Annotated in this window: 18 protein-coding genes; 12 read left to right on the top strand and 6 right to left on the bottom strand. The window is 44.6% G+C overall.

Going from position 1 to position 16,161, the window contains the following annotated elements:
• Window positions 1-110: 110 nt before the first annotated feature.
• The 6 genes from I8J31_RS09445 to I8J31_RS09420 all read left to right on the top strand — a co-directional run bounded on the left by I8J31_RS09445 (window position 111) and on the right by I8J31_RS09420 (window position 6,142).
• Complete coding sequence (locus tag I8J31_RS09445) at window positions 111-1,817, top strand: phosphoethanolamine transferase (RefSeq protein WP_199468179.1); 1,707 nt, start codon at window positions 111-113, stop codon at window positions 1,815-1,817.
• 33 nt (window positions 1,818-1,850) lie between these two features.
• On the top strand, window positions 1,851-2,243 hold the full coding sequence (locus I8J31_RS09440; RefSeq protein ID WP_233402678.1) for a diacylglycerol kinase: 393 nt from the start codon (window positions 1,851-1,853) through the stop codon (window positions 2,241-2,243).
• Between the two features lie 471 nt (window positions 2,244-2,714).
• Window positions 2,715-3,356, top strand: a complete 642-nt coding sequence (locus I8J31_RS09435) for a response regulator transcription factor (protein WP_199468177.1) — start codon at window positions 2,715-2,717, stop codon at window positions 3,354-3,356.
• Window positions 3,357-3,384: 28 nt separating this feature from the next.
• On the top strand, window positions 3,385-4,233 hold the full coding sequence (gene dapF, locus I8J31_RS09430) for a diaminopimelate epimerase (RefSeq protein ID WP_199468175.1): 849 nt from the start codon (window positions 3,385-3,387) through the stop codon (window positions 4,231-4,233).
• Between the two features lie 192 nt (window positions 4,234-4,425).
• Window positions 4,426-5,214, top strand: coding sequence for an endo alpha-1,4 polygalactosaminidase (locus tag I8J31_RS09425; protein ID WP_199468173.1), 789 nt, complete (start codon window positions 4,426-4,428; stop codon window positions 5,212-5,214).
• Between the two features lie 67 nt (window positions 5,215-5,281).
• Window positions 5,282-6,142: an AraC family transcriptional regulator gene (locus tag I8J31_RS09420; protein WP_199468171.1), complete on the top strand. Its 861-nt coding sequence runs from the start codon at window positions 5,282-5,284 to the stop codon at window positions 6,140-6,142.
• A 246-nt stretch (window positions 6,143-6,388) separates the two neighbouring features.
• Here the strand turns inward: I8J31_RS09420 and I8J31_RS09415 are convergent, their stop codons facing one another.
• Complete coding sequence (locus tag I8J31_RS09415) at window positions 6,389-6,979, bottom strand: LysE family translocator (RefSeq protein ID WP_199468169.1); 591 nt, start codon at window positions 6,977-6,979, stop codon at window positions 6,389-6,391.
• A 157-nt stretch (window positions 6,980-7,136) separates the two neighbouring features.
• On the opposite strand from I8J31_RS09415, the gene I8J31_RS09410 reads away from it, so the two are divergent.
• From I8J31_RS09410 to I8J31_RS09395, 4 genes are all read left to right on the top strand, one after another.
• On the top strand, window positions 7,137-7,682 hold the full coding sequence (locus I8J31_RS09410; RefSeq protein ID WP_199468167.1) for an NADPH-dependent FMN reductase: 546 nt from the start codon (window positions 7,137-7,139) through the stop codon (window positions 7,680-7,682).
• Window positions 7,679-7,975: a Dabb family protein gene (locus I8J31_RS09405; RefSeq protein WP_199468166.1), complete on the top strand. Its 297-nt coding sequence runs from the start codon at window positions 7,679-7,681 to the stop codon at window positions 7,973-7,975. The genes I8J31_RS09410 and I8J31_RS09405 overlap by 4 nt, the downstream gene beginning before the upstream one ends.
• 107 nt (window positions 7,976-8,082) lie before the next feature.
• Window positions 8,083-8,427 carry a hypothetical protein gene (locus tag I8J31_RS09400; RefSeq protein WP_199468164.1) on the top strand — a complete coding sequence of 115 codons (345 nt, stop codon included), beginning with the start codon at window positions 8,083-8,085 and terminating at the stop codon, window positions 8,425-8,427.
• Window positions 8,420-8,977, top strand: a complete 558-nt coding sequence (locus I8J31_RS09395) for a cysteine hydrolase family protein (RefSeq protein WP_199468162.1) — start codon at window positions 8,420-8,422, stop codon at window positions 8,975-8,977. Before I8J31_RS09400 ends, I8J31_RS09395 begins: the two co-directional genes overlap by 8 nt.
• A gap of 21 nt (window positions 8,978-8,998) precedes the next feature.
• Here I8J31_RS09395 and fecE read toward each other — a convergent pair whose 3' ends face one another.
• Genes fecE through I8J31_RS09375 form a run of 4 tightly spaced genes read right to left on the bottom strand, consistent with a single transcriptional unit; the run spans window position 8,999 to window position 12,618 of the window.
• A complete protein-coding gene (gene fecE / locus I8J31_RS09390) occupies window positions 8,999-9,766 on the bottom strand; it encodes a Fe(3+) dicitrate ABC transporter ATP-binding protein FecE (RefSeq protein WP_199468160.1) in 768 nt (255 codons plus the stop codon).
• A 3-nt stretch (window positions 9,767-9,769) separates the two neighbouring features.
• The gene (gene fecD, locus I8J31_RS09385; protein ID WP_199468158.1) at window positions 9,770-10,729 is read right to left on the bottom strand and encodes a Fe(3+) dicitrate ABC transporter permease subunit FecD; all 960 of its coding nucleotides are present in this window, start codon (window positions 10,727-10,729) and stop codon (window positions 9,770-9,772) included.
• Entirely contained in the window at window positions 10,726-11,727 is a 1,002-nt protein-coding gene (locus I8J31_RS09380; protein ID WP_199468156.1) for an iron chelate uptake ABC transporter family permease subunit, read from the bottom strand. The genes fecD and I8J31_RS09380 overlap by 4 nt, the downstream gene beginning before the upstream one ends.
• On the bottom strand, window positions 11,728-12,618 hold the full coding sequence (locus I8J31_RS09375) for a Fe(3+) dicitrate ABC transporter substrate-binding protein (protein ID WP_199468154.1): 891 nt from the start codon (window positions 12,616-12,618) through the stop codon (window positions 11,728-11,730).
• Between the two features lie 194 nt (window positions 12,619-12,812).
• Between I8J31_RS09375 and I8J31_RS09370 the strand changes: the two genes are divergently transcribed.
• On the top strand, window positions 12,813-14,678 hold the full coding sequence (locus I8J31_RS09370) for a DUF294 nucleotidyltransferase-like domain-containing protein (RefSeq protein WP_199468152.1): 1,866 nt from the start codon (window positions 12,813-12,815) through the stop codon (window positions 14,676-14,678).
• Window positions 14,679-15,338 (top strand): 3'-5' exonuclease, encoded by a 660-nt coding sequence (locus tag I8J31_RS09365; RefSeq protein ID WP_199468151.1) that lies wholly within the window; start codon window positions 14,679-14,681, stop codon window positions 15,336-15,338.
• On the opposite strand, the gene I8J31_RS09360 is transcribed toward I8J31_RS09365, so the two are convergent.
• A complete protein-coding gene (locus tag I8J31_RS09360) occupies window positions 15,327-16,130 on the bottom strand; it encodes a UDP-2,3-diacylglucosamine diphosphatase (RefSeq protein WP_199468149.1) in 804 nt (267 codons plus the stop codon). The genes I8J31_RS09365 and I8J31_RS09360 overlap by 12 nt on opposite strands.
• Window positions 16,131-16,161 lie beyond the last annotated feature (31 nt).

Here is a 16,161-nt window from a genome sequence, read left to right as displayed (position 1 = left end):
TCAGTACATAAGTATGACATTGCGCCACACAATAGGGACATTAATGGGACATAAGTTAGTCGGTTAATCAGGCATATTTCTACTCATTCAAATAGATTCAGAGTAGGACTATGTCAACCAGTTATCATCATGTCAGCCAGCCACTTTACCGTGGAACAATAGTCGTAAAATATTGGTTATTAGCGGTATGGCGCTTACCAAAAAAAATCACCCTAAGTTCCAGCGTTTTCAATGTTTTATTAGCCACCGCCTTCGTGTTTTTTTATAACTTTTCGTTGTGGAAAAATGTTTTCAAGTTGCCTTATCCGTTGTCGCTGTGGAATGTCGGTTTTTACCTGTCGTTGTTTGTCTTTTTAGTCGCTTTTATTAATATACTGCTTCTTTTTACCACGCTGCCTTATCTCAGAAAACCGCTCCTTACTATAATTCTAATATCAGCGGCCAGTGCCAGTTATTTTATGGACACCTATGGCATATTGATTGACTGGAACATGATACAGAATACGGTTGAAACCGATGTCTCTGAAGCCGCGGAGTTGTTGTCAGGGAAGTTGTTTTTCTACGTTGTTTTTTTGGGTGTAGTGCCGACGCTGATGGTATGGCGAGTAACCATAAAACCAAGCTCTGTGCTAAGGGGGTTAGCGGGTCGGCTTATTAGTGGTGTTGCGAGTATCCTGATTATCATTTTGATTTTGATGACTTTTTATCAAGATTATTCTTCTTTTTTCCGTAATAACCGCTACTTGAGACATTTGATTAACCCAGTTAATTTTATTTATGCGACGGCGACCTATGCTTCTAGTGTATTCGCCTCGGAAAGTGCGCCACCACAAGCTATTGCTTTAGATGCTCTAAGATCTAAGGTTCTGCCTGCTAATGGAAAACATAACCTGACAGTATTAGTGGTAGGTGAAGCGGCGAGAGCGGCTAATTTTTCACTTAATGGTTATCGTCGAGTAACCAATCCTAAGCTTCAAAAACAAGATGTTATTAATTTCACTAATGCCTCTTCATGTGGAACAGCAACCGCAGTATCTGTGCCTTGTATGTTTTCTAAGTTTGAGAGATCGGATTATAGCCATTCAAAATCAGAAAAATATGAAGGGTTATTGGATGTGTTGTCACGAGTTGGCTTGTGGGTTCTATGGAGAGAAAATAATTCTGGCTGTAAAGGGGCGTGTGATAGGGTGCCAACAGATGAACTAAGTCATGCGAATAATGAGTTGTGGTGTAACAGCAAGGAATGCTTCGATGAGATTCTTCTTAATAAGCTGGACGAAAAGGTCGAATACCTTGATCAAGATGTTTTCATCGTGTTGCATCAAAAGGGGAGTCATGGGCCTTCTTATTTCCAACGCTATCCAAAAGCATTTGAGCAATTTACACCTGTGTGTAAGACCAACCAGTTGCAGGAATGCTCAAGGCAAGAGATTACTAACGCTTACGACAATTCTCTCTTATATACAGATCATTTTTTAAATGAAGTTATTGAGTTTCTTAATCGACAATCGCCTCACTATAATACCTCAATGATATATCTATCAGACCATGGCGAATCGTTAGGGGAAAACAATATCTATTTGCATGGTACACCCTATTTCATGGCTCCTACGGAGCAAACGCACATTCCATTTTTAATGTGGTTTTCCAAAGAATATCAATTAGCTAATAAAATTAGTGCCCCGTGTTTGATGGCCAAAAGCGAGCAGCCAGTTTCACAAGACAATCTGTTTCATTCTATTTTAGGACTGAACAATATTACGACCGACATTTATGAAGAGGAGCTGGATGTTTTTAGCTCATGCCGTAAAAACTAAATCACCATGATGAATAGAAAAAGGGATGTAATTATGACAAACAATGTTCTTAAGCCAAATGGCGTTGGTATAGGTCGTATTCTTAAGGCTGGACGATGTTCGATGCAGGGTTTTGAGGCGGTGTACCGACATGAGTCCGCTTTTCGGCAGGAATTACTGCTGGCTGCGGTGATGTTTCCTATTAGCCTTTTTGTCGCTACCGATTTTTTTCAGCTTGCTTTGTTGAATGGTGCCATGTTGGTTGTGTTATTGGTTGAAATAATAAACTCGGCCGTAGAAGCTGTGGTTGATCGTATTAGCCTAGAGTTGCATGAGCTGTCAGGAAGAGCGAAAGATTTGGGCTCAGCGGCGGTATTTTTGTCGTTGATGTTATACAGCCTTATTTGGATCAGCGTTCTTTATAAAAATTTTGCCGAGGGTGGTTAAGGAAATGGGATGGACTCCCCCACCATCGGCATCTATGTGCCAAGATTAGTTGCTGAGACCACTAATCTAAAGGGAGAGTCCACATGACTATTATGCGAGTTGGTTTAGATTTAGCAAAAAATATTTTTGAACTTTGCACGATGGATGAACATGGGCATGTTGTACAACGTAAGACCTTAATGCGAAATAAGATTTTATCGTATTAAAACCGAGGGAGTCCATACAAGGTACGAATAAGTCTACCAAGCCGTCCTTAATTATCTGGTCATGATAGCGAGTGAAAAATCAAAAAAATCGGACGTGCTTCATGTTCCGATTTTTTGTGCGTATTTTCTGGTTAAAGAACAGGTTAAAGTGACACACTATATTGAATCTTAAAAAGGTAGGGGGCTTCGAACATATGCTACTTCCCTTATTTAGACTAGACGGTTATTTTTCCTTTCCTATTGAAACAATAAAAAGAGTTAGAGTATGACAATGTCACCTTCACTATTACGTGTTTTACTGGTGGATGATCACACCCTTGTTTTGGATGGTTTGCAAGCTCGGTTGGAGCTGGAAGCAAATATAGAGGTTATCGGTACGGCGTCTAATGGCTTAGAAGCTCTGGAAAAAGCCAAGGCGCTGAAACCAGACTTGGTGCTGATGGATGTATCCATGCCAGTATTGAACGGCTTGGAAGCGACGAAGCGCTTTAAGACAGAACAGCCAGAGATAAAAATTCTCATGCTCAGCATGCATCATGATAAAGAATACATTTTGTCTTTGATCCAGTCTGGTGCCAATGGCTATGTGTTAAAAGATGTGTCATCGGAAGAGCTGGTGCAGGCGATGAATACCGTGAGTCAGGGGGGCACTTATTTTAGTTCAGGGGCCTCGGATGCTTTATTTTCGCAAGCGAGTACGCCTGAGAAATGTGAAGAGCTAACCAAGCGTGAGCTGTCAGTCCTCAAAGAATTAGCCATAGGTTTGTCGAATAAAGAAATGGCGCAAACGCTCAATATCAGCGTTAGAACGGTAGAGACCCATAGGCAAAATATTAAAAACAAACTTGATATTCATACTTCGGCTGGGTTGGTAAAATATGCTCTAGAGCATCAATTAATTGAGTAGTTGAAGAGAATAGTATAAGGAATAATAAATGAATTTCCGTAAGTACCATGCCCTTGGAAATGTCTATTTAGTTGTCTCACCTGATGAATTTCTTGATGAACCTGCGGCATTAACTATTAAAAACATTTGCCATAAACATTATGGTGTTGCCTCGGATGGTTTATTAATTGGGCCGTTTGAGTCGTCCGTAGCCGACTTTGGTTTACGCATCTTTAACCCTGATGCCAGTGAAGCGGAGAAAAGTGGTAATGGCCTACGAATTTTCTGTCGTGCCCTGTGGGATGCTGGATTGGTAAAAGACAAGCCTTTCAGTATTGAAACCAAAGGGGGTGTGGTGAAGGCTCAGGTACTCGAAGCAGGGCGTCGGGTAAATGTAGAAATGGGCAAGGTGTCTTTTAGCAGCCGTGACATTCCAGTTTGGGGCGAACCTAGGGAAGTTTTGTTAGAAAGCCTAAATGTAATGGGGTTGGATCATATTTACAGCGCGGTAACCATTGGCAATCCGCATTGTGTGATCTTGACGGACTCGCCCACAGAAACACTCGCAAAAGAATTTGGTCCCCTGATTGAAACTCACCCGAACTTCCCGAATCGCACAAATGTGCAGTTTATGCAGGTGATTGACCGTCAACATATTTGCATTGAAATTTGGGAGCGCGGTGCGGGCTATACTTTAGCGTCTGGAAGCAGTAGTTGCGCCGCTGCGGCCGTGGCTTACAAATTAGGGCTGTGTGATGCGAATATTAAGGTCATTATGCCAGGTGGACAAATCGACATTGATATCAGCGAGGACTTTCGTGTCAGCATGAGTGGTGGTGTGACCCGAGTTTGTCATGGGGAGATTGATCCTGAATGTTTATCTCAGGTATTCCATTGAGACTTTTTATTTTGAATACTAAAAAAGTCTTTGCTGCGTCCATCACACACCGTATAAAAGCCTAGTATTATTAAGAGTGTGATGCATTTCAGTGATTTGTAAGTCTTTTTTATTCATAACAGCGTAGAGTGTTGTAACGGCAAACCATGTCGTGGGCTTTTCAGTAAGCTTTTTATGATGATGGGGTCCACTATGCGCGTTTTGTTTGCCTTTTTTACCATGTTTTTTCTTTCCCCTGTGTATGCCGTCGATGATTGGTACAAGCCTCCTGTCTCTGCTACTTGGCACTGGCAATTACAGGGAATAGTGAATGAGAGCTATGATGTCGATATATACGATATTGATTTGTTTGACTCGCCTGTTGAATTGATTCAGCGCTTGCAAGCCTCAGGCAAAAAAGTCATTTGTTATTTTTCGGCTGGTTCCTATGAGGATTGGCGCCCTGATGCGGCCGCCTTTGCGGAGCAAGATTTAGGTAAAACGCTGAGTGGTTGGGACAATGAACGTTGGTTAGACATTCGTTCCGATCAGGTAAAAAGCATCATGGCGAGTCGTTTGGCGTTAGCGGCAAAAAAAGGTTGTGATGGCGTTGAACCAGACAATGTAGACACTTATCGACATAACACCGGATTTTCTGCTCGTTCGAATGATCAGTTGGCGTTTAACCGTTTTCTTGCTGCTCAGGCTCATCAACGAGGACTGGCCATTGGTCTGAAGAATGACCTTGATCAGCTGAGAGCGTTGGTCAACGATTTTGACTTTGCGGTGAACGAGCAATGCTTTGAGTTTTCTGAATGTCGGGCCCTATCGATTTTTATTAAGAATGGTAAACCTGTGCTGAATGCGGAGTATCGAGAAATGTATTTGGAGGATATGGCGCAGCGTGAAGCCATGTGTAAAGAGTCCATTATCCAGCAATTTAGTACCCTGATATTACCTTTAAAGTTGAATGATGTATTTCGAGTCAGTTGTTTACCTTGAGAGCTGCACTGGCCTTATTTAAAATAGACTACCATGCAGCAAATGCTTTTATGGAGATAATAGCCAGATGACGCCTTCTACCCACCCTATTTTTTGGCGCTCCCCTGATTTACCTTATGTCGAGCTGCGTCACGTGGTGGATGGCAGAGAGGTAAGCTATGCGCCCCATAGCCATAAAGAATGGTCCATTGGTGCGATTCTAGATGGGCAAAGTGAGTTTCTTTGTGAGGGTCGATTGCATCAGGTAGAAAAGGGGATCTTGGTGTTGATGAATCCTGATGCCGTACATGCCTGCCACCCATGTAAGGACTCACCTTGGTCTTATTACATGATGCATTTGGACAAGCATTGGTTGGCGTCTTTACTTAAGAGTGCTGGTGTAAGACCTGAACTGGATTGGCGAGATAGTCGTTTAGACACGCTGCTGGCATCGCACTTTTATCAAGATTTTGTGTCATTGTGCCGAAGCCTTATGTCCAGTCAGCTAACGTCTATTGAAAAAGACGCTTCACTCAAAAAATACTTTGTGCGTTTATTCGAGTACCTTGATCATGTCGTAGAGGCAGAGAAAACGCTATTACCCCCTAATCGGCTTTATCAAGTGGCGGATTACTTAAATCAGCATTGTCTAGAAGACAGGTCCATTGACCTTATCAGTGACGAGTTTGGCTTTAGTACGGGGTATCTGGTTCGTGCTTTTAAACGCCATTTTAATATGACGCCCCATGCCTATCGACTGAATCGCCGTGTACAACTTGGCCAACAAGCCTTAAAAGCAGGCCAAGCCATCTCAGAGGTCGCGCAAGCGGTTGGCTTTAGCGACCAAGCGCATTTTCAGCGGGTGTTTAAGCAGCGGGTAGCAGCAACACCAAACCAGTACCGCCGTTCCATGTTTACCGATCAAAAAGCGCCTCTAGGGAAGGTCTGAACAAGTCCTCTTGTCTCAGCATGTGGATAAAAGCCTGTTATTCGAGGCGAGTGCCGAATGTGAATAGTTGCCCTATTGTCGAGGTGCTCAACAAAGAATTCAGGCTTTTAGACCATGCCCTACGGGTCTTTCAGAGAAAACGCCACACTGCGTTGCGACTCTTTGAAAGGTACTCACATCAGAATCGCGCCTTATTTGACGATTTCTCTGAAACACTGAGTCTTAGTAGACTTATTCAGACCTTCCCTAGATTAAGATCAAAAAACAGCTCCCTGCTAATAACAAGGCTAAGCTTTTATTGAGCAAGCGCATCTTGGCAGGGCTTTGAAAATATTGCCCTAAGAAGATTCCTATGCCAACCCACACTCCCAGCGATAGCCAGCAAATAGGCAAATACACACTGGCAAAAGTAACAACCTTAAATGCTTCCGCATTAGGGATATAAGCGGCGATGCCTGATATCGACGCTAACCATGCTTTAGGGTTTACCCATTGCATAATGGCGCCAGTCATAAAGCTTGGTGCCTTGTTATTAGCATCAGAACTTAGCTCGCCATTATCGCTAAATAATTGATAACTAAGATAAAGTAGAAAAGCGATGCCTAACCATTGCAGAACTTGAGTTAGCCAAGGCAAGACATCGATAAAATAATTCAATCCAAAGCCAATCAATAGAAAAAGCACAATAAAGCCTAGGCTGGCACCAGTCACAAAGGTTAAACCTATCTTGATACCGTAACGAGCACTACTACTTAACGAGATAAGGTTAACGGGTCCCGGTGAGAGAGAAGCAGCAAGAGCAAATAGCGACATGGATAGGATCAAAGATAAGGTCATGAAACATTCCTAGAGAATTCAAAGAGGCGCCTACTATCGTCTTTATGATGAGTCGAGTATTGAACAAAATTGACCTTTTTTAGTTTTGTTATGGTTCGCTTTTTTTAGAGCGAGAGGCGGGTTATGCTTTTGGCTTTACTGGCTCAATAGGAAGAGTATGAGTGATTTTCGGGTTTTGGCGCTATCAGGCAGTTTACGTGCCGCCTCATTGAATACCTTCGCCTTGCAAGCATTGAAAACGTTGGCACCGAATAATGTGACGGTTTCGCTAGTAGACTTGGGCGATTTCCCATTATTTAACCCTGATCGCGAAGAAGAAACGATTGCGCCAGTGGCAAGATTAAAAACGGCCCTAAAAAACGCTGATGGTTTGATTATTGCCAGCCCAGAATATGCCCATGGTATTACAGGGGTGATGAAGAATACTTTAGATTGGTTGGTCAGTGGAGATGAATTTGTCGATAAACCTATTATGCTGATTAATACTTCACCACGGGCTTTTCATGCGCAAGCATCCTTGAAAGAAATCCTCAAAACCATGTCGGGCCATTTAGTGGAACAAGCCAATGTGGACGTTCCATTATTAGGCAGTCAGCTGGATGCTCGTGGTATGGCTGAACATCCTGAGATTTCTCAAAAGCTAATCTCTGGTCTTAAGGTGTTTTGTGAGGAGATTGCCTATTCTAAAAAGGAGTCATTATGATTCGTCATGTTTTATTGATTAAATTCAAGCAAGAAGCCAGTACAGTCGATATCGCTACATTGATGAGTAACTTTATTGCTGTTAAAGATAAAATTACTGGTATTGATACAGTGGAATGGGGTGAGAATAGTAGCCCAGAACAAAAGAATAAAGGCTATACACATTGTGTTGTTATGACTTTTATCGATGACGCTGCACGTGATTTTTATTTACCTCACCCAGACCATGAGATTTTGAAAGCTCAGCTGGGCCCAATTTTAGAAGACATTATTGTGCTGGATTATGCTTTGTAAAATATCCATGTAAGTGTCTGCTTTTTCGTCTATTTTTGCATCGTCTTGGTTTTGCTTGCGACTTTGTGCAAAGGTCTTGTAACGAATTAATTTTATAGGGATGGCTCATGCTATATCGATTGATGTTGTGTTTTTTACTCAGTGGTGTTGTGACGCTCTCTATGGCGGAAGAAGCACCAGACAATGACAAGTTGTCTCAAACCGTGTTTGAGCTAGAGCGCAGCGTCGCGATGTTGCAACTGTCTACGGCACGTCTGGAGGATTATAAAACCTTGGATAGACGGGTTAGTGTGTTAGAAGGGCGAGTGAGCTTTTTAAGTGTTTTGGCTTTTTTGTTGTTTGTTGCTGGTGGTATTTCCTTGTTCCAATTGCATCGTCAACATAAGCGTCTTTTCGTTCTTGAAAAAGGCCACATGGCGGCTGAGAAGAGTAAAGGGAATGATGATGAGTGAATCATGTGTTTTGCTGATTATCGATATGCAACAAGGCATGTCGTGGCCGCAGGCGGGTGAAAGAAATAATACCAATGCTGAGCATGAAATAGCTGAGCTGCTTGCCCATTGGCGAGCTAACCATGCCCCGATTGTTCATGTGCGCCACTTATCTACCGAACCGGACTCCTTATTCTGGCCAGAACAAGAAGGTGCTTTGTTTCAAGAGGCTTTTCAGCCGTTAGCCAGCGAGAAAGTGATTGAAAAATCTGTGCCAGATGCTTTTACCTACTCGAATTTAGAGGCTTGGTTACGAGAACAAGCTATTCAAAGACTGCTGGTAGTGGGGGTGAGTACGAATAATTCGGTGGAATCGACAGTAAGAAGTGCAGGTAATTTAGGCTTCAATGTCTATGTGGTCGCCAGCGCCTGCTTTGCTTTTGCTAAACAAGATTTTGGTGGTCGTGAACGCAGTGCAGAGGAAGTACATTCAATGTCATTAGCGAATTTGCATGGTGAATATGCCACCGTCATTAGCCAAGATGAGGCCTTTGCTTTATTACCGGAGTAGCTTACTTTGCTAAGGCGCTTATTATTCCACTACACACATTGGGGTTTTCGCGATAGGATCCTGATGGATTTGAGCATTTAAAGAAAAAACGGATTTTAATAGTGCTTTAGTTAGAACCGTTTCTGGGCTTCCTTGTCGAATAATTTCCCCGTGTTTCATTAGGATTAAATGGTCGCAATAGCGTGCAGCTTGGTTTATATCATGCAGCACAGTAATGATGGTTTTCCCCTGTTTATTGAACTGACGTAGTAGATGCATCAGCTCGACCTGATGGTTTAAGTCCATATAAGTGGTGGGTTCGTCTAGTAGCAAATAAGGCGTGTCCTGTGCCAGTGTCATGGCAAGCCATACTCGTTGACGTTGTCCGCCGGATAGTTCACTGACGAGCTGATTGGCTAGCTCTGTGATTTTCGTTTCCTGCATCACTCGCTTAATGATGCGTTTATCTTCGGCGTTAATGCGCCCCCAAAATCCTGTGTAAGGGCTACGGCCATAAGACACCAGATCGACTACCTTGATCCCTTCTGGTATTGGTTGTGTTTGCGGTAATAGGGCTAACTTCCTTGCTAGTTGTTTAGAAGGGATTTTGTGTAGATTTTGACCCTGCCATTGTACCTGCCCTGCCATAGGCGGCAGGATTCTCGCCATGGCTTTTAAGAGTGTGGACTTACCACAGCCGTTTGGCCCCAGCAGAGCAATAATTTTTCCTTCAGGAATCGTCAAATTAACCTGATCAACAACGATGTTATTGTGGTAGCCAACGGACAAGTTATGGGTGCTAAGAGACATGAATTATTTCGTCCTAAAAAGTAACCAAAGAAAATACGGTGCGCCGATAATCGCAGTCATCAGACCAGCGGGTAGCTCGATTGGTGGGTCAATGGTACGCGCTACTAAATCTGCTACCAGTAATAAGATGGCGCCGACGAGCATGGTAGCGGGCAACAAGGTTTGATGACGACCACCAACGAGCTTACGGGTTAAATGGGGGGCCACCAAACCGAGGAAGCCAATAGGGCCACACACAGCGACACAAGAGGCAGTAAGTCCAACCGCCACAGCAAGAGACACTAGGCGTAGTTTATTGGCATTGATGCCAAGACTCATGGCCGTATCGTCACCAAGGTGAATTAAGTTGAGTGACTTGGCTAACCAAAAAGCAACGGGAATGAGCAGTAGCCAAGGTAGTATCATCATCAACTGGTGCCAGCCACGTCCCCATAAACTGCCCGTTAGCCAAAGTAGAGCATTATTAATTTCTAATGGTTTTACTAGCATGAGAAAGTCGACACCACTGGCATACAGTGCGGCCAAGGCGACACCAGTAATTGCTAGCTTGATAGCGCTGCTAGATTGTCCACATAACCACCAGAGAATGAGGGCAGCGAGTAAGCCCCCAACCAGAGCCACCGCAGGAAGCCAGTCGATGCTGGACGCAGGAAAATACGTCATATAAATAACCGCTGCAAGCCCTGCCCCATGGCTGACACCGAGCACATCAGGCGAGGCGAGTGGATTGCGAATAACGCCTTGCACTAGAGCGCCAGATAGCGCCATCATAGCGCCAACTAGAACCGCTAAAAGGGTTCGAGGGAGACGATATTCGTGAAGGGTGAAGTAGTTGTCACTGCCTTGTTGAAAGCCTTTGAGTATTTCATTAAGGGGAATAGAAACCGCGCCGAACATGAGGTTTGCTATGATTAATATCAGCATACCAGTGATGAGGGTTGGAAAGGGCCGACTTTGCTTCATAGGGTTCTTTTCCTCACCAGATAGATAAAAAAGGGAGCGCCAATTAAGGCTAAAATGGCGCCTGCTGGTGTTTCCATTGGGAAGATAATCGCTCGGCTGATCGTATCGGAAAGCACCACTAGACAGGCACCCATGAGCATGGCAATGGGTAAAAATTTACGGTGATCTTGGCCGCAGAGCATTCTCGCCATATGGGGAACCAATAGCCCGACGAAACCAATGGCGCCAACGGCACTGATGGCACTGCCGACGAGTAGTAGTACAAGGAAACTCCCTCCTAATTTTACCCAGAGCAAAGATACGCCAAGGTTGCGCGCATTATCGTCTCCGAGCTGTAGCAGGTTGAGGCTTTGTGAAATCAATAAGGTACCAAGTAAACCCAGTAAAGCGATGGGCCAGAGTTGGTCAAGCGTTTGCCATCGGGCGTCGGTAAGACTGCCTGCAAGCCAAGTTAGTACGCCACTTGCTTGATCTTCTTCAATGATAATAACGGCTTTAGTCAAAGCCGCGCACAAGGTAGAAATGGCAACCCCTGCGAGCACTAAGCGTCCGTGTTCACCGCCTGTTTTCCAAGCATTGCCTAATAACATCACTAAAGCCCAAGCCAGTCCACCACCCACCATGGCTGCCATGGAGGTGCCTAAAAGGCCGAACCAAGGGGTGATGGTCGAGACAATCGCCATACCCAGTGCTGCACCGGCATTGATGCCCAGCACCGAAGGTGAAGCAAGAGGATTTTGTGTCAGCCCTTGCATGACAACGCCTGCTGCCGCTAGGCAAGCACCGACGATAGCACCAATCATGGCCCGTGGTAGTCGTAAATCATGAACAATACGGTGAGCAATGTTGTCGTCATTCATCGCGTATAAAGCGCTTAGTGCATCGTGGGGGGAGATAGGAATAACAGACCAGCTAAATAAACTGATCCAACCGACGAGACACAATAACAAGGACAGTACTAGGCATTGTCCTGAATAGGGGAAAGAGAGAAATTTCATTTATTTAGCATTAAGGATTTTAATAAGGTCTTGGCCCATACGCTCTGCGGCCACTATGCCACGGGACTTTGACCAAACATTAGGGTTAACCTTGTAAAGGTGTTTATTGCGCGCCACTTTCAGCACCGACCAAAGAGGCTCATTTTGCCATTTATCGATGATGCTTGGGGTAACGTAATGACCAATTAATAAATATTCAGGGTTAATCGCAACAAGTTGCTCTAAGCCAGTTTGACGATACGCAGAGTCGTCCCGGCCTGTTTCTGCATTCGTTAAACCTAATGCTCGAATCACACCGCCAGCATAGGAATCGGCAGTATGAAGAAACAGTGCATCGTCTCTCGCTACACCAAATTGTACTTCAGCATTGTGGGGAAGTTGTTTTGCTAGTTCCATCATAATGGTTTTGTGTTTTTGTAAGCGCGTCTGCATGGCGCTGTCTTTACCCACTACTTTTCCGATAATACCAGCGGCTTTTAGGCTGCCCTCATAGGTCTCGCGTCGTGATGGCAAAATTAATGTGGGTGCTATTTTTTGTAGATCTTTATACACAGCCTCATGGCGGGCAATATCGGCAATGATTAGGTCTGGCTTTAGGGAGGCGATGACTTCTAGGCTAGGCTGAGAGCGAGTTCCGACCGAGGTCCAATCACCAATAATATCGCGCACATCTTTTAATACGCGAGTAGGGTCTTTGTCATCGGCGATGCCGATAGGGCTAACATTGACGGCAGCAAGGGCATCCGCAAAAGAAAACTCCAAAACAATGATTCGCTTTGGCTGGTAATCAATCGTGAATGTACCCTTGCTGTCTTGAACTGTGGTAGCTTGAGTAATAACTGAGAAAAGTAATACCACGCAGGTTATAACATAGGAGGAAAAGCGAGTCATATTCAAAGGACCTTAATGACAGTCTGGAATTTTCAATAATGATAACACTTATCATTATTGTTTGTGGGCCGTTTTAGCAATTAACCTCTATTTTAATCAAAGGCTTTCGAGTATAGACATTGGTCTAAGAAGCATTTTGTTGGTTATGATAAAAGCGCACACTCCTTGGTAAATCGATAACTGAGAATAATAAAATGGCCGCTATCGACATTCCTGAAGTTCAAAAATTTATAGAAGCGACTCCACCGTTTTTGAACCTGACGTTACCACAGCAAAAACAATTATTGACTGGCGTAAGCATGATTTATGTTCGCCAAGGCCAGCGGGTTATGTTGCAGGGAGAATCGGCGACCGTGCACTTAATTCGACGGGGTGCGTGCGAAATTCGTTCTCCTAAAGGGGCGCTGGTGGATCAAATTGCCGATGGAGAATGTTTTGGTGTGTCGAGTGCTATGGTGCAAAACCCGGATGGTTTGCATGTGGTCGCTTTAGAAGACAGTTTGGTTTATCGCTTTGATAAAGTTCGCTTTATGGAGATGGTAGAACAAAACGAAGCATTTGGGCTTTTCTTTGAACACACTCGTCATAATCGATTACGTAAACTTTCTCGTAGTCAGGGGGAAGAATTAACGTCTCCAACCTCGCAATTATCGACGCCTATTTCTCATATCATGACCCGGCAGTTGATACTGGCGTCGCCAAACGACACAGTACAGGCTATTGCCCAACGCATGACAGAAGCGCGTGTTAGCTCAATACTCGTGGTTGAGAACGAACGTTTGTTGGGCATAGTGACGGATAGAGATCTACGCTCACGGGTATTGGCACTGGGCGTTCCATCTAGCCTCGCGGTTAGTGACATTATGACGCGTTCGCCTGTTAGTCTATTGCCCGACTCTCTGGTGATGCAGGCACAAACCCTAATGAGCGAAAGCAATATTCATCATTTGCCTATTGTAGATGAAGAGCAAAGAGCGGTGGGGATGTTAACGGCAGCGGATTTGCTACGTCACCAAGAGCTTAGCCCTTTGTTGTTGATTAATCAGATTCACCGACAACAAAGCGTAGAAAGCTTGGCTCATGTTTGTAAGCAGTGGCCAACGCTCATCATTAATTTAATTGTTACCGATATGAAACCAGCCGATGTTGGCAAAGTTCTGGCGACCGTGAGTGATAATTTAACTCGACGTTTGATCGAACTGGCATTGGAGAAGTTTGGCCCTGCACCCATGGGATTTCAGTTTCTGGTGTTTGGCTCCCAAGCTCGCCAAGACCAATCTTTGGGCAGTGACCAAGATAATGGTTTGATGCTTGAGCGGGAGCCAACGGCGGACGAAAGCGCTTACTTCAGCGACTTCTCTCAGTTTGTTTGTGAGGGGTTAGGGTTGTGCGGTATTCGACTTTGTCCAGGTGACATTATGGCGAGTAACCCCGCTTGGCGAATGACGGAAGCTGGCTGGAAAAAAGCGTTTTCGAAGTGGATCAAAAGTGGTGAGCCCAGCGCGCTGCTTCATGCCAGTATCTTTTTTGATATTCGTTGCGTGTATGGTGAAGAGGAAGCGATAAAGGGGTTGATCAAAGGTATGCAGATAGAAGTCAGTAAGAATAGTGTGTTTCTTGCTACCTTGACCCGTAGTGCTTTGGCGAGCAAACCGCCGTTAGGTTTCTTTCGGCATTTTTTGTTGGAATCCTCTGGAGCGCATAAGCATCAGTTAGATTTAAAGCACCAAGGTTTGGCACTGATTAATGACTTGGCGCGCTTGTATGGCTTGTCCTGCGGTACTTATCGGGTTGGGACCTTAGAACGCCTTGAGCAGGCAATCAGAGAGAAACTCATGAGTGTGGATACAGGGCGTAATCTGATGGATGCATGGGATGAGTTAAACGCATTGCGTTTGGCCGCTCAGCGGCAGCATTGGCAAGCGACAGGTAAGGCCAGTGCCTATTTAGACCCTAAAGATTTAAGTTCTTTAGAGCGTAAGCATTTGAAGACGACCTTTAGCATTATTAGTGATGCTCAGGATGTGGCACAGCAACGCTTCTTGAAAGGGTACAGCTAGATGTTGATCGGTGTGATGCAGAAGTTCAAGGCGTGGCACATGTCGCGTCAGGCGATGAAGCGAGCTTGGTCTGATTGGGATTACTTGGTGCTGGATATTGAAACCTCAGGGCTAGACCCGAAACAGGATAACATCGTTAGTTTGGGGTGGGTCTGTATTCATCATGGCGTGATTGATCTGGACAGTGCACGACATATGCTGCTTGAGGGGGCAGAGATTAGTGATAATGTGGGCATTCATATGATTACAGATGCAGATGTTGAATTGCATGGCAAGAAGCAGCAGAGTGTGCTGCGTTACTTGCGGCATCTCTTGAGAAAGCGAGTATTAGTCATTCATCATGCGCCGATGGAGTTGGGATTTTTAAAGTCGTCTTGGCAGCAACAAGGGCTAGCGAGTTTTTCGTTTAATTGGTTAGACACACTAGCGATTGAGCGGGCTAAAGCCCATAGAGCACAGCAGCCGATTCAAGAAGGCGGCTTTCGTCTTGGCCCTTGTCGAGCGCGTTATGCTTTACCTGATTATCAAGGACATGATGCGTTAACCGATGCGTTAGCGACGGCTGAGTTATTATTGGCTCAAGCCGCCTACCAGGGTAAAGACTGCCGACTGCATGATTTAAATCAATTGGGCGGCGGCAGAACTCGCTTAGTTTCTTGAAGGCATGGGAGATAATCCCCAGTCATCTATTGTCGGTTCTGTGGCGATGACTCTAGGTTGCTCAGACCAGTGTAATAGGCTCATTTCGCCGGACGCGGATTCTGTTAGAGCCGTGCAATGCTCGACCCAATCCCCATCGTTACAATACAGAATGTCTTCTTTTAGACGAAAGGAGGCGAAGTGAATATGACCGCAAATATAACCATCTACCTTTTGGCTTTGAGCTGACTTTAACGCGGCCGTTTCAAAGCGCTCTATAAATTCTTTGGCTTTGCTGATATGGCTCTTTAAGTAACCTGCAAGGGACCAATAAGGTCTACCGATAAATCGACGAACACCGTTAATCCATTGATTTAATGACAACATAAGCCCGTGAGCTCGATCACCAATGGCCAGCATAAGTGGGCTGATTTTCACCATTTGGTCGAATTCATCGCCATGGCTGACATAAAAGGTGCGGCCATTAGCCGTTTGATGGCGAGCATTAAGACGAATATTGATACCAGACAGGGTCTGTCCCGCAAACTGACGGAAAAAGGCATCGTGGTTACCTGGGATATAAATGACCTTGGTGCCAGATTGCGCCATGGCTAATATCTGTTGTACTACTTGGTGGTGAGCTTCAACAAAATAGGCGCGATGGCGCATTTCTTGTAAATCAATGATATCGCCAACCAAATATAGGGTGTCTGTTTTGATGTTTTTCAAAAAGTCTAATAAGTGGATGGCTTGGCAAGCTTTTGTCCCTAAATGGACATCAGAAATAAACACGGATCGAAATGTTGTTTGCATAAGCGCCTCCTAGCTAGTTACTTCTAGGTTA

The sequence above is a fragment of the Marinomonas transparens genome (genome assembly GCF_016463975.1).
GTDB lineage: Bacteria > Pseudomonadota > Gammaproteobacteria > Pseudomonadales > Marinomonadaceae > Marinomonas > Marinomonas transparens.
The sequence above is the reverse complement of the archived record's forward strand: the minus strand, read 5'-3'. Positions and strand labels throughout refer to the sequence as shown.

Coding starts and splice junctions, on each gene's coding strand:
- I8J31_RS09405 (WP_199468166.1), top strand. CDS start 7,679: ATGATTCGTCATGTTTTATTGATTAAATTCAAGCAAGAAGCCAGTACA.
- I8J31_RS09395 (WP_199468162.1), top strand. CDS start 8,420: ATGAGTGAATCATGTGTTTTGCTGATTATCGATATGCAACAAGGCATG.
- I8J31_RS09360 (WP_199468149.1), bottom strand. CDS start 16,130: ATGCAAACAACATTTCGATCCGTGTTTATTTCTGATGTCCATTTAGGG.
- I8J31_RS09425 (WP_199468173.1), top strand. CDS start 4,426: ATGCGCGTTTTGTTTGCCTTTTTTACCATGTTTTTTCTTTCCCCTGTG.
- I8J31_RS09410 (WP_199468167.1), top strand. CDS start 7,137: ATGAGTGATTTTCGGGTTTTGGCGCTATCAGGCAGTTTACGTGCCGCC.
- fecE (WP_199468160.1), bottom strand. CDS start 9,766: ATGTCTCTTAGCACCCATAACTTGTCCGTTGGCTACCACAATAACATC.
- dapF (WP_199468175.1), top strand. CDS start 3,385: ATGAATTTCCGTAAGTACCATGCCCTTGGAAATGTCTATTTAGTTGTC.
- I8J31_RS09440 (WP_233402678.1), top strand. CDS start 1,851: ATGACAAACAATGTTCTTAAGCCAAATGGCGTTGGTATAGGTCGTATT.
- fecD (WP_199468158.1), bottom strand. CDS start 10,729: ATGAAGCAAAGTCGGCCCTTTCCAACCCTCATCACTGGTATGCTGATA.
- I8J31_RS09365 (WP_199468151.1), top strand. CDS start 14,679: ATGTTGATCGGTGTGATGCAGAAGTTCAAGGCGTGGCACATGTCGCGT.
- I8J31_RS09400 (WP_199468164.1), top strand. CDS start 8,083: ATGCTATATCGATTGATGTTGTGTTTTTTACTCAGTGGTGTTGTGACG.
- I8J31_RS09420 (WP_199468171.1), top strand. CDS start 5,282: ATGACGCCTTCTACCCACCCTATTTTTTGGCGCTCCCCTGATTTACCT.
- I8J31_RS09435 (WP_199468177.1), top strand. CDS start 2,715: ATGACAATGTCACCTTCACTATTACGTGTTTTACTGGTGGATGATCAC.
- I8J31_RS09445 (WP_199468179.1), top strand. CDS start 111: ATGTCAACCAGTTATCATCATGTCAGCCAGCCACTTTACCGTGGAACA.
- I8J31_RS09380 (WP_199468156.1), bottom strand. CDS start 11,727: ATGAAATTTCTCTCTTTCCCCTATTCAGGACAATGCCTAGTACTGTCC.
- I8J31_RS09415 (WP_199468169.1), bottom strand. CDS start 6,979: ATGACCTTATCTTTGATCCTATCCATGTCGCTATTTGCTCTTGCTGCT.
- I8J31_RS09375 (WP_199468154.1), bottom strand. CDS start 12,618: ATGACTCGCTTTTCCTCCTATGTTATAACCTGCGTGGTATTACTTTTC.
- I8J31_RS09370 (WP_199468152.1), top strand. CDS start 12,813: ATGGCCGCTATCGACATTCCTGAAGTTCAAAAATTTATAGAAGCGACT.